Origin of the sequence: Halodesulfovibrio marinisediminis DSM 17456 (genome assembly GCF_900129975.1) — a bacterium.
GTDB lineage: Bacteria > Desulfobacterota > Desulfovibrionia > Desulfovibrionales > Desulfovibrionaceae > Halodesulfovibrio > Halodesulfovibrio marinisediminis.
Genome location: NZ_FSRG01000004.1, coordinates 282,859 through 295,251 on the forward strand (window position 1 = coordinate 282,859; position 12,393 = coordinate 295,251).

A 12,393-nucleotide genomic window follows, 5' to 3' on the forward strand; every position below is an offset into this window, starting at 1 on the left:
TGAGATCTTGACTAAAGTGGAATACCTTGAAGACGAATCAAGGAGAGCCCGATGAACAAAGTCTTCACATATTGCCGTGTATCTACCACTGACCAGAATCTTGAGGCTCAGAAGGAAGAGCTGCTCAAAGCACATCCAGACTCAGAGCTCCACTGCGAAAAAGCTTCAGCAACAAGCATTGAGAAGCGCCCAATCTTGCAGGCGGTGTTAAAGGCCATCAGAGGCGGTGACAAGCTCGTTGTTTGGAAGATTGACAGATTGGTCAGGAACATGCGTGACTTGTCTGAGATCGTCGCTCTGCTCAAAGAAAGAGGTGCCTCGTTGGAGATCGTGGATCAGAAGATTGATACCTCTACGCCGAGTGGCACCGCATTCCTGCAGATGTTGGGAGTTTTTGCCGAGTTTGAAACGAACATCCGTGCAGAGCGGCAAGCTATCGGCATTGCCAAGGCCAAAGCGGAAGGAAAGTACAAAGGCAAACAAGCGAATCTCGCAAAGCATGCAGAGGTCAAAGAGTATCTGGAGAAAGGATATCCAGTTCGTGAGATCGTGAAGCTGACGGGAATGGGAAAGTCCAATGTCTACAAAATACGTAGTAAGTTGGCATAGTTGTGCTTAGCTTCTAAGCGTTTGAATTCAGTCATGTGACCTGTTGGTTGTCTTTAGAATTTAAACGCCTGAGAAGCTCTGTATGGAATACTTTTAAAGTCGACCCCACCTGCAAAAAATAGCCGATCAGTGCAGATACACTGGAGTCGGATAAAATTTTGGCATGGGGCTTTTTTCGTTATTCATAACCACACCAGATAGTCGCACTGTCAATGTTGAGCTGCGTTGAGTGAGCGTTAGGGGTGACTGCAGATTCTGGATACGATGAGCATCCTGATGTGACCTTGTATGAGATGTTCGGTGAGTCGCCAAGGGGCGTAGTTGGTACAGCGATGGAGTAAATACTCTTGAAGAGGCGCGTGCCTTCTTGGCTTCGTGGGAACTCCAGAAAGATATGGGCGATTAGAGTCTGTTTTAAGCGTCGAAAATAAAAAAGACGACCATTGGGTCGTCCTTGTGTTTTCAGGGGGCTTATCTGCGGCTTTAGCTCTTTTCCAAAATTTTTAGCGCATCCTTGCGACTAATTTTCCGGTTTAGTGGGCTGTCTGGTGTAAGGTCAATGTAAGCAATCCTGTTAATGCGTTGTGGAGGTTGTTGAGTCGGAGCTAAAAGGGTTTTCAGTGTCTCTTGGTTGATTGTGACCTTGCATGATGTGTGAATTTTTTTTGAGGTATGTCCTTGAGTGGCAAAAATTTCGAGCTGATAAACTCCGGCCTGAGTAAAGATGGAGTTATCAATTGTCCAGTCGAACTGGATGGTTTTACTTATGGCAGACTTGCCCATGACAGAGAGGGGATAAGCAAGACTTTCTTGTACCCACGTTGTCCCAGGTGTTGAATTGTTCAGTTTTCGAAAGGAATCCCAACGTATTAAATGTCCTTCATGATCTGCGCCACTTTGGGTGACTAAGAGGTGGGCATCAGTGATTTTTCCTGGTTTGTTTGCTTCGTTCGTAAACGTAGTCGGAATAAAAATGGATGTCCCGTTGGGGTTAGTTCCCAAAACTGCCTTTGAACCAAGAGATATTGATAAGGTAGGTGGGCGTAGCTGATTAAAGTAAAAGTTCCAGCATGAGAGCAGAAGGCCGACAACTGCGATGAAGAGTGTCAGGTATTGGAAAAGGTTAATTGCGTGTTCGTGCATGTTGGCCTCTCTTTTTTGGTTATTTTTTAATTATTATCTAATTATGTCAAGTGGTAAGCGTTTTTCGAACTTTCTGTTAGTGCGAAAGAAACCGAGAGGGATCCATATATCAAGTTGAGGAGGACTTTTTACTTTTGTGTTGAAGACACGTTGTTGTCGGATGGTTGTACATTTTCTCTCCGAGTAATGGTAGACGCTGTTCTTTGTAGTTATTCTTGATTGTTGTATTTTACTTTAATTGGACTGTTATGATTTCTATTGCGTTGTCAAATCCTTCATCATACGATTTATACATTGATATTGTTGAAAAAATTCAAGGCGTAAGCTTTGATTCGATTGTTTTCGATCCAGAGTTGCATAGCCACAAAAACACGTCTGAGAATGCCTGTGAGGGCAAGAAAACGGCATCTCTGGGAGGTGTCTCTCTTGATCCACACATCCACAGCGTGCCGTTTGATCCAAATTATCGTCCTCGGGGTGATGACCTTTTTGCTCTTGTGTATGAGTTTTCTCCGCATATGGCGAGACTGCCGAAATGGAGCTTGAAAAGGCATCATGAGGCAATGGAGATTCTGCTTGCCAACCTCTATGTCAATTGTAAGACGCTCCCAGACTTCTACATAGCCATTGATCGCACAAATGGACATTATCCAACCAGTGCAGTGAATAACGCTTCAGATGCATGTGCAGAGCTGTTTAAAGAGGCAACGGATACGTTGCGGCAATTCGACCTGCTGGAATTCGTAGAGCACGTTTTTATTTCCAAGTACTCCAAGCACAACCGTATAAGTCGCATTCGTCCATCGCAGAAGCTTTTGGAGCGTTTTGCGACTGTAAAAGATGGTGGAGTAGAGTGGCACCCAGAGCGTGAAGTAATTTACCTTAAGGACGCTGATAAGGAGTTGGCACTGTACGGCAAGTACAAAAAAGACGTCGAACATGATCCGCCTGCGGTGGTCGGAATGCGAAGAAGGTTGCAACAGTATAATGCGTTGCTTCGAAAAACAGACATTACGCTGCCGTGGTCAGAAGAAGAGATGGCAACGCTCAATAAGCACAGGGCAAATCTGGGACGGCGTGTAATTGATCCCAGAGCTTGCGAGATGTACCGTATCTTCAATGAGAGCTTTGTTGGTGGGGGGCGCTTTTATGCTCCTTGGTGGGCACAGTTGGATTCTGAAGATCGGGCAAAGATCAAGATTAATGGTGATCCCGTTGTGGAATTGGACTTTAGTGCGTACCACCCTTCCCTGTTATACCTGAGGGAGCTTGGTACTCTTCCAGAGGGAGATGTGTATGCTTTGCCGCTATTGGGGGAAATGATGCCGGAAGTCAGTTCCTCAGAGCTTCGTAAGGTCATCAAGAAGGCTTTTCTGGTGCTCCTCAATGCGGACACTCGGACGCAAGCAAAACAAGCTTTGAGGGATGTGGGGCGCACGTATGAAGAGTTTGAGGTTTTGCGCACTGTTGATCTTGATATGCTGTTTGACTCCATAGCGGAACGTCATCCGGCAATTTGGAAATATTTTGGCGCAGGAATGGGTAAGCGACTCCAGAACTGGGATTCGAAGGTTGCTGACCGTGTGATGGAAATTATGATGCTCAAACACGGTGTTCCGTGTCTTCCTGTGCATGACTCGTTTATCGTTCCAGAGCAACACGAAGAGACTCTTTTCGAAGCGATGAAAGCAGCTGTGAAGCGATGCGGATGGTCTGAATGCCCTAAAATAGATCGAAAGTAACCGTATTAATGACTGATAAAGAGTCTTGCCGTTAAAATTCCAGTTTTCCCTTGTTGTGCATTGTTTGGCTTAGTGAGCGAGTAATGTGTATATGCTGAGTTGATACGGTAAAAAGAGGTGGTGATAATCCCCCTCCTGTTAAAAAACGAGCAAGTCTTTTGTGCCACTGGAAGGTGGGACAATTTTCGGCACCCCCTATTTTTGAGTTTGTTGGCTTAACTCTCGGGGGCTTTGGTGATTATGGCTATTTGAGGCTGAGGTTGGACGGTTTTTGTGGTTTTTTGGCGTACAATTGCTAATGGTCTTAAGTGGTTTTGTAGGACACGTGTTGAAGGTATTTTTTAGTAATGTATTCCAATAGCGTTTTGTCCAGTTTTGCTGCTGCTGTGTGCTTGCGGTCAAGTTCGACCCTGCACCGGAAAGTCCGCAGTGTAAGTTTTGGATACCATGGTGAATTTTTAATAAATTCAGGAAGCTTGCTCGAAGAAAGTGTCTTGATGAAGTAAGGGAGTTGTAATGTGTCGAATTTTTCTAAAGGGAGAAAGAAAGTGGCGCAGTCCCCAGGGTGGATGGTAGAGAGAAAAGGGGTTCCACCCTCAAAGCCAGTTGTCCCTTGCGTATTCACATGTGGAACAAGTGGGTTCCATCTCAGCAGGTATCTACTTGTGTTTGAGACATCATAGAAAAAATGCTGCACCCCTTCAGGGTGTAAGCCAATGTTTGTTGCAGTGACTAATACCCCCAAAGTTTGGTGTGCGCCGTCAGGTACTTCGAAGCTTTCAGGGAGGGCAACGGTTCCTTTCCATACTCCGGCAACAATTTTCCGAATACTTGATGCAACAATAAAATTGGGTTTCGGAGGCTTCATTGCGAGGAAGAGAGCTACAACAACCGCTCCAATGGTACCTAAAGCGGATAAGGCTTGGATTGCGAGTGACCATTTTTCATATGATGACATTTGTTTCTCCTTTGCTTGTGAGAGGCTAGGCTATTGCGTAATGGCAAAGGAATAAAGAAGAAACTGGGAAGAAGGCTTTGAAAATGCTAGTGTTAAGTAGAGGTGTGGGGCGAAGCGTTAATTTTGCACTCAGTTGACACATAGTTGACCCCAAGTCCAAATCGCAGGAAAACAAAAAACCCGATAAGCTGTTAACTTATCGGGTTTACTTGCGAAAGGTGACGCCCCAGGAACGGTTCGAACTCTCGACTGACGGTTAGAATATCGCAAGGTAGCCCGGATATTAAGGCTGCAGTCCGCTAAAATCTAGAGGGTAGGAGACCTTCTCCATTGCTTCTGAAAGGACGCGCAAAGAAAAGCCGTCCCCGTAGTCATCGCCCTCAAGGCTTGTTGTGTGCCCCTGTAGACGGTGAGCATGAGCAATGTTCACACCGCATTCTCGACAAGCGTCTTTGAAAGCGTGTCGGAAACTGTGAAAGGTTTTTGTTCTATCAAAGTCCGCATGCTTTCGAGCATAACGTCCCCACCATTTTGAGAAGTGATGAGTCATTCGCCCTTTATATTCCTGCAGATGCGGGAATAACTGCTTATCCCCTGCCTCTTGACGTTCTTCAACGTACTTAAGAAGGCCAAGCTCTATTAACTTTGAGTGAATTGGCACTCTGCGCTTTGAGCTCTCATTTTTTAGCTTCTGGAGCTCTCCAGACGCTTTTACTTCAGTAATGCGCAAATCGAAGAAGTGAATACCGTCTTCAACGTTGATGTTGGAAACAAGAAGTTGTCCTATTTCCTCAAGTCGTGCGCCTGTAAACATTGCAATAAGCGGAATCCAGTATGCCGCTTCGTATCCGCCTCCCTTAGGTCGTTCTTTCTCGGTGAAGACTGGGAATGACAGGATCTGTTGCAAATCCTCGGTGTTGTACGGGCGCTGATCTTTTTTCTTGTGCTTCCGCTTGTTTCTGAATGTTACAGCCGGGTTGTTCTCAATGTAAGAGTTCTCAACAGCATGTTGGAAGATGGTTTTTACTGTCGACAAGCACTTGTTAAAGACCGTCGTGTTAGAAAGAGTTCTAACGTCGGGATTGCATTTGCAGAACTCTATCTGGTCGTGCAGTGGCATTTCTCGTAGTTCTTTAGTCGGTCTTGCCGGGAAGAAGAGCATGGAGTCTTTGTATTCGCGCACGTGGCTTGGCTTGACAGTATCAACAGGCATGTCGCCATGAAAGTCGATGAAGCGTTGAACGTATGTCCGCGTTTCATCAACGGTGCGCTCCCGCGGGTCTGGAGACGTATTGTACTCGCGTATCCACATTTCCATGATTTCAGAAATGGTAGGAGCAGGTGGAGTCTCTTCTTCCTTAGGAGTAGGAAGCTGCTTTTCTTCGTTCTTTGGGGCTGCTGCAGTTGCAGTATTTGCAGTGGTACCAAAAAGGGTGGTGGTCAGCAGCTGTTCAGCCATTGCATTTCCTTTCATGCGCTCCAAGATGATTTGTTGGAATGGCACCATGTATTCAAGGAGAATGTGGCAGAGCAGGTTGTATGCGGGGGAATCTTGTTTAATATTAAGCCTCGCCTCTTTGATGAGCTTGTCGGCATCATCAGTCATGTACACATGCGGTACTGGCGGGGCGGGAGAGTCTCCAAAATCCACACCAGGATAAAACGGATTCGCTAAACTCGAGCGAAGCTCTTGAATCCAATGTTCTTGGTGTGCCAGGTCAGAAGCCCGTCTTTCGATTTGTCGGGGGTCAGGGTTCGCGTATGCCTCTAAACGTTTCTGGGCGTCTTCTTTGAGGCGCTTGTTGATGAACGTAAGGCAATGTTTTCGAACCAAGTCTGTGTCGATTGTCTCGGAGTGGTTATTTTGACGAAGTTCAGTCCAGGTTTCGGTGTCGTGAGTCGCATGAACTTTTGCAAGGCGCTTTGCAAACCGCTTGTTGCCAGTTTGTAAACTGATGCGTGATACTTTTTTACCGAGTACATGCTGAAGATCTTCAGGGATGGCGCGCTGGTAATAGTAGGTGCTACCGCGCAGGACGATGTAGTTTGGCATAAGCTCCTTAAAACTAGGTCAAAATCAGGTCTAATTGACCCATTTTTGACCTACTTTGTGTATCCGGAAGCGTCGGGAAGGTATAGAAAAAGAAAAAGCTCCTGCAATTGCAAGAGCTTATATATTCAATGGTGCCGGGGGGGAGACTCGAACTCCCACGGAAATACATCCACTAGACCCTGAACCTAGCGTGTCTACCAATTCCACCACCTCGGCACGTTATTTGACGAAGCTTTTGTATCGCTTCGAGGAGTGGTATTTATCGACAAGATGAAAACCTTGCAAGCTTTTTTTTGGAAAAAAATAAAAAAAATAGCTTTCATGTCAAACTAAATAACTTGAAGTGTTGTTGTTTGGTTCTATAACTAGTTAGTTTTATACAAAAGTGAGAGGTGATTAACGGCTATGCTCAAAAACAGCGGCGATACCCTCTGCACTTGAAGCACTATCCCTTTTGCTGTAACAATAATCGCCTTCGCGCAACAGGTAGCCTGTGCACGAAAGTCTTTATATGAAAAAAACATGCTGCTGGTGGTACCCATGCAAATAGCTCGAAGCATACAGGAAATTTCATTAGATCTTTCCAAAGGTTGTTGCGTTACTATCGGAAACTTCGATGGTGTGCACAACGGTCACAAAAAGTTAATTAACCGCACTAAAGAGAAAGCGGCGTCTATGGGCGTACCTAGTGTCGTTGTTACCTTTTGTCCGCACCCTCTCAAGGTGCTTGCCGGTTCGCATGCCCCTGCCCTTATTACCGACTATGAAAAAAAATTAGACCTGCTGGAAAAAATTGATGTAGATCTTGTGCTGATGCTTGAATTTACACGGGAACTGGCAGCTCTTGAACCTGAAGAATTTATTAAAACTATCCTTGTTGATGAGCTTAATATGAAAGAGCTTATCGTGGGATACGATTATGCTTTCGGTAAAGGTCGTAAAGGGAATTATGAACTGCTTTCCGCACTTGGTGAAAAGTATGGGTATGGCACAGAGCGTCTCGAACCAGTAATGATTAACGATGCCATTGTAAGTTCTACACGTATCCGTGACCTGATTAAGGCTGGTAAGGTGTGGGATGTACGACCTCTGATGGATCGTTTCTACATTATCCGCGGTACAGTAATCCACGGTATGGATCGGGGGGGGAAACTGCTAGGTTTCCCGACCGCAAACATGCGTGTTCGAGACGAGTTGTACCCGAAGCCGGGGGTGTATGCCACTTGGGCAGAATTAGATGGAAAAGTCTATAAGGCTGTAACCAACATTGGTCGCAACCCGACTTTCGGTAACGATGAGATCAGCGTTGAAACGTTTATTCTTGATTTTGATGCTGATATCTACGGTTGGGAACTTCGGTTGAATTTTGTTGCGCGCATGCGTGATGAGAAAAAATTCAACGGACTGGATGAACTCATCGAACAAATTACCAAAGACGTTTCTTTAGCACGGCAACTGCTCGATACACCAGAAGCGCACCTCTAGCATGAATACTAAAATTGGAGCGCCTGATGCTCGGCCCTTTTAAAAGAATTTGGCAGGAATACCTGCGTGTGTACCACAGCGTTACATACGTCCGTATGCTTGTACTTGGCGTATTGGTTGGTGTCTTTGCAGGCTTAGTTGCAATTTTATTCCGCCTTGGCCTCGATTTCTCTCAAGATTTTATTCAAAATCATCTCGCCGGACTTTCTACACATGGAAGCGGTGGCGAATACCGTCCTTGGGTTATTCCAGTAGCCCTTGTTTCCGTTGCATTTATTACCGGCTACCTTGTAAACAAATTTTTGCCGGATTCTATTCATGGAGTGACTGACGGTACGGATGCCATGATTAAGGCTTTCCACCGGAATAAAGGTGATATTAAGCCTAAGGCTCCTATCATCAAAGGTATCACCTCAATCATGACCATTGCTGCTGGTGGTTCCGCAGGTCAGGAAGGACCTGTTTCCCAGCTCGGTGCGGGGCTTGGTTGCTGGTTTGCTCATAAGTTTGGGCTTTCCACCAAAGAGCGCCGTATTCTGATGCTTACCGGTGCTGCCGGTGGTTTGGGTGCTATCTTTCTTGCTCCGCTCGGCGGCGCGATGACAGCTATTGAAGTTATATACAAAGAAGACTTTGAATCAGAGGCTATTGTTTCCGCTGTTACATCGTCTGTTGTAGCGTACTCCCTGTTTTTTATGGCATTCGGCTCCAAGCCGATGTTTGATATTCCGGAGTTCCACTTCAATGATGCCCGAGAGCTGTTCTTCTATGCGTTACTTTCCGTTGCTTGTGCTTTGGCTGGCTGGATTTATGTTCGCACTTTCCATTTCCTTAAGTACTCAGTGTTTGAGAAGCTCCGTCAGCGTGTTGGCATTATGTGGACAATGGTTGCAGGTGCTCTCATTATGGGTGTTTATGGTATGTTTTACCCGCAGGTTCTTTCCAGTGGGCACCATGGATTAGAGCAAGCCATTAACGGTCACCTGCCTATCCTTACCATGCTTATTTTGCTGTTTGGTAAAACGTTGGCAACCTCGCTTACTCTTGGTTCCGGTATGAGTGGCGGTATGTTTGCCCCAGCGCTTTTTGTTGGCGGTATGACAGGTGGTGTGGTTGGTTTTACCGCAAATAGCTTTTATCCGAATATCGTTACCCAGCCGGGGGGATATGCTCTTGTAGGAATGGCAACATTCTTTGCAGGTGTTGCAAACGCACCAATCGGTCCATTGATTATGGTGTGTGAGCTGTCGAAAGGTTACGGCTTACTTGCTCCACTGATGCTCGCAGGCGCTATTTGTGTTGTTATTAGCCGTAAAGTATCTCTTTATGAGAATCAGGTTGAGAATAAATTTGAATCACCTGCTCACCTTGTTGATTCTACAGTAAACATTCTTGAGAACTTGCAGGTAAGAGATTTCTATCAGGGCGGACGTGTTACGATTCTTGAAGAATCTATCACTCTTAAGGCACTAACGAATATCATTACCGGCACCAACGAGTTTTTCTTCCCTGTAAAAAATGTTGCAGGAGAAATTACAGGGATTTTGTCTATCAACGATGTACGTAATATCCTGTATGAAGAGAGCTTGTTCGATCTCGTTGTCGTTGGTGATCTTGCCCGCAAGGGCGTAACGTTGCAGGAAGATGATGATCTGTACACCGCGCTTGTTAAGTTTGTTGATTCTGACCTTGGACAGATTCCGGTTGTGCAGGAAAACAGCCCGAATGAAATTCTTGGTCTCATTAACAGAGCAGACGTGTTCAGGGCATACAAAAACCACTTGAATAATATTCGCGAAGACGAGCGCTAAAAGAATAATTATTCTTCGCTGCTGTATCGTTAGATACTATGTATTCATCAAGCCTCCTGAGTTATTCAGGGGGCTTTTTTACTACAATAAAAATTCTTCAAAACGTATTTTCCTTATGCTATTGGTCAGACCAAAGGTATTGGTCTGACCACCAGGCTGACCATTTAAAGGACCACATGAACAAAACAACTTCCGCACATCCTAGTGAGCAGCTGAAAATATATGAACAGGTAGTGTTGCGTATTCAGGAAATGCTGCGAACAGGAACTCTTACCGTTGGTGATAAGCTTCCTCCGGAGCGTGACTTGGCAAGCACGTTTCAGGTGTCACGCAGTTCTATTCGCGAGGCTATCCGTTCCCTTCAGGAAAAGGGGATTGTTGAGAGCAGACGCGGCAACGGTACTTTTGTTGTAAATACAGGTGATATCCTAGAGCCTCTTGCAGAGGCTGTGACAGAGCAGCGTATTTATCTATTACAGATTATGGAATTTAGGCAGGCAATTGAGCCCGCAATGGCAGGACTGGCTGCACGAAATGCTACGCCGGAACAGTTGAAAGAGATTGCTGCCATAATGAAAGAAAAAGCACCGGAGCCTCCTGAAGGGGATCCGTGGGAAAAGGACATCCGTTTCCATTGTGCCATTGCCAAGGCTTCTGGAAATCCGCTTTTTGAGCAGGCTCTTTTAAATGCAAGCACAGCATTGGAAGAAACACGGCAGGCACCGTTGCAGACTCCGGAACGCAGGGCACAGTCGTGCTCTATGCATAAAGAAATTTTTAGCGCTATCGTTGCTGGTGATGAAACATTGGCGACAGAATGTATGCGCAAGCACCTTGAACAGGTGCACGGCATGCTTTTTACAACAGAATAAATAACCGCATGTCTGATGCGGCTCACAAATCAACCACAACAACCTAGTAAGGAAATGTTATGCAAGAAGTTCGTAAAGAAGCCCGTGAACGTATGAAAGGCTACTGCCGAGTTTGTAAAGAATGTGACGGACGCGCTTGCGCGGGGGAAGTACCAGGAATGGGTGGTCTTGGTACCGCTGCATCATTCAAAAGCAACGTAGAGGCTCTGGCAGACTATAAACTGCGTATGCGCACTATTCATGATGTTTCCGAACCTGATACAAACACCACTGTCCTTGGATATGATTTGTCCATTCCTGTATTTGCAGCACCTATTGGTGGTGTATCATTTAATATGGGCGGCAAGATATCTGAAGAAGACTATATTATCTCCAAGCTTAAAGCGTGTGATGCTAATGGTATTGTAGGCTGTACAGGCGATGGTGTTCCTCCATTTATTTCTGATTCCGGATTTGAAGCGCTCAGAGCTGTAAATGGCAAAGGAATTCCGTTTATTAAGCCTTGGGAAGGTGATGAGTTCTTTGAAAAAATCGAAAAAGCTGCTGAGACAGGCTGTACAACCTTTGGAATCGACATTGATGCTATCGGTCTTATTACTCTTGCAAAAATGGGACGTCCTGTTGCGCCGCGCGGCGTAGAGCGTTTACGAGCCCTTATCGAGCGTATTCCGGGTCAAGTTCTTCTTAAAGGTGTTATGACAGAAGAAGACGCGTTGGCAGCTGCTGAAGCAGGTGCAGCCGGTATTGTTGTATCTAACCACGGCGGTCGTGTTCTTGATCATACTCCAGGTTCTGCGCATGTGCTCCCGGGTATTGCGGAAGCTGTTAATGGTGAGATTGCTGTGTTGGTCGATGGTGGTATTCGAACCGGTGCTGACATTCTTAAAATGATCGCTCTTGGGGCAGACGCAGTTATGATCGGTCGTCCATTCTCCATTGCAACTGTCGGCGGCCTTGAAGAAGGTGCTTCAAAGTATATTCAGCAGATTGCAGGAGAGTTGAAGTCCGCAATGGTTCTTACAGGTTGTGAGTCCATTGAAGATGTAAATGCTAACATTATTACTGACGTTCTTGGCCAGTAAGTTATTCGCTTCTGGCTACTGGGAGTGACTTTTAGTTGAACTGTTAGGCTAAAAGCTTTTGCTGGATAAAACTAACAGCTCCTCCATGTGCTTGTTAGGAACAAGGGAGAAGCCCTGCATGTCAGAGGTAGCAGAAAAATAAAAAAGCCTCCGGCTATTTTTGCCGGAGGCTTTTTTATTTTTAGTTATCGAGCATAAACACCGTAGAAGTGTGCTTTTTCGAGAATGTGTCCTTCCATAGCCCGTAGCAAATCCCCTTTACTGGAGCCCGGTTTAATCTGAAGGCGTCTATCAAGCGCATAGAGCTTGAAGTAGTAACGGTGCTGACCTGACGGTGGACAAGGGCCACCGTAGTAAGCATTTTTCCAACTGTTGAGACCGTGCCCAACTCCTTTGAACGGATCAAACTGTTTTGGTGTATTTTCATCCAGTCCGGTGAGGTTTGGATTGATATTGAAAATCAGCCAATGATCCCAAACGCCAACGGGAGCATCTGGGTCATCACAGATGATTGCAAGGCTTTGGGTTCCAACCGGAATGTCTGACCACTCCAAAGGCGGCGAAATATCTTCGCCATCGCAGGTATATTTTGCTGGAATTTTATCTGTGTTGGCAAATGCTGGACTAAAAAACTTCAC

General features: G+C 45.7%; 10 protein-coding genes and 1 tRNA gene. 6 read left to right on the forward strand and 5 right to left on the reverse strand.

Annotation, left to right across the window (positions count from 1 at the left end; genetic code table 11):
* Positions 1–51: 51 nt before the first annotated feature.
* Positions 52–609 (forward strand): recombinase family protein, encoded by a 558-nt coding sequence (locus BUR09_RS05810; protein ID WP_074216017.1) that lies wholly within the window; start codon positions 52–54, stop codon positions 607–609.
* 483 nt (positions 610–1,092) lie between these two features.
* Here the strand turns inward: BUR09_RS05810 and BUR09_RS05815 are convergent, their stop codons facing one another.
* Positions 1,093–1,752 (reverse strand): hypothetical protein, encoded by a 660-nt coding sequence (locus BUR09_RS05815; protein WP_074216018.1) that lies wholly within the window; start codon positions 1,750–1,752, stop codon positions 1,093–1,095.
* A 215-nt stretch (positions 1,753–1,967) separates the two neighbouring features.
* On the opposite strand from BUR09_RS05815, the gene BUR09_RS05820 reads away from it, so the two are divergent.
* Positions 1,968–3,494: a hypothetical protein gene (locus BUR09_RS05820; protein ID WP_139296746.1), complete on the forward strand. Its 1,527-nt coding sequence runs from the start codon at positions 1,968–1,970 to the stop codon at positions 3,492–3,494.
* 304 nt (positions 3,495–3,798) lie between these two features.
* On the opposite strand, the gene BUR09_RS05825 is transcribed toward BUR09_RS05820, so the two are convergent.
* The 3 genes from BUR09_RS05825 to BUR09_RS05835 all read right to left on the reverse strand — a co-directional run bounded on the left by BUR09_RS05825 (position 3,799) and on the right by BUR09_RS05835 (position 6,721).
* Complete coding sequence (locus BUR09_RS05825) at positions 3,799–4,452, reverse strand: hypothetical protein (protein WP_074216020.1); 654 nt, start codon at positions 4,450–4,452, stop codon at positions 3,799–3,801.
* Positions 4,453–4,735: 283 nt separating this feature from the next.
* Positions 4,736–6,505: a site-specific integrase gene (locus BUR09_RS05830; RefSeq protein ID WP_074216021.1), complete on the reverse strand. Its 1,770-nt coding sequence runs from the start codon at positions 6,503–6,505 to the stop codon at positions 4,736–4,738.
* A 129-nt stretch (positions 6,506–6,634) separates the two neighbouring features.
* A tRNA-Leu gene (locus BUR09_RS05835) sits at positions 6,635–6,721 on the reverse strand.
* 324 nt (positions 6,722–7,045) lie between these two features.
* Here BUR09_RS05835 and BUR09_RS05840 point away from each other — a divergent pair.
* From BUR09_RS05840 to BUR09_RS05855, 4 genes are all read left to right on the forward strand, one after another.
* A complete protein-coding gene (locus BUR09_RS05840) occupies positions 7,046–7,990 on the forward strand; it encodes a bifunctional riboflavin kinase/FAD synthetase (RefSeq protein ID WP_074216022.1) in 945 nt (314 codons plus the stop codon).
* 26 nt (positions 7,991–8,016) lie between these two features.
* Positions 8,017–9,801 (forward strand): chloride channel protein, encoded by a 1,785-nt coding sequence (locus BUR09_RS05845; RefSeq protein ID WP_074216023.1) that lies wholly within the window; start codon positions 8,017–8,019, stop codon positions 9,799–9,801.
* Between the two features lie 176 nt (positions 9,802–9,977).
* Complete coding sequence (locus tag BUR09_RS05850) at positions 9,978–10,673, forward strand: FadR/GntR family transcriptional regulator (RefSeq protein WP_074216024.1); 696 nt, start codon at positions 9,978–9,980, stop codon at positions 10,671–10,673.
* 59 nt (positions 10,674–10,732) lie between these two features.
* The gene (locus tag BUR09_RS05855) at positions 10,733–11,755 is read left to right on the forward strand and encodes an alpha-hydroxy-acid oxidizing protein (protein WP_074216025.1); all 1,023 of its coding nucleotides are present in this window, start codon (positions 10,733–10,735) and stop codon (positions 11,753–11,755) included.
* Positions 11,756–11,940: 185 nt separating this feature from the next.
* On the opposite strand, the gene BUR09_RS05860 is transcribed toward BUR09_RS05855, so the two are convergent.
* The gene (locus BUR09_RS05860; RefSeq protein WP_074216026.1) at positions 11,941–12,393 is read right to left on the reverse strand and encodes a YbhB/YbcL family Raf kinase inhibitor-like protein; all 453 of its coding nucleotides are present in this window, start codon (positions 12,391–12,393) and stop codon (positions 11,941–11,943) included.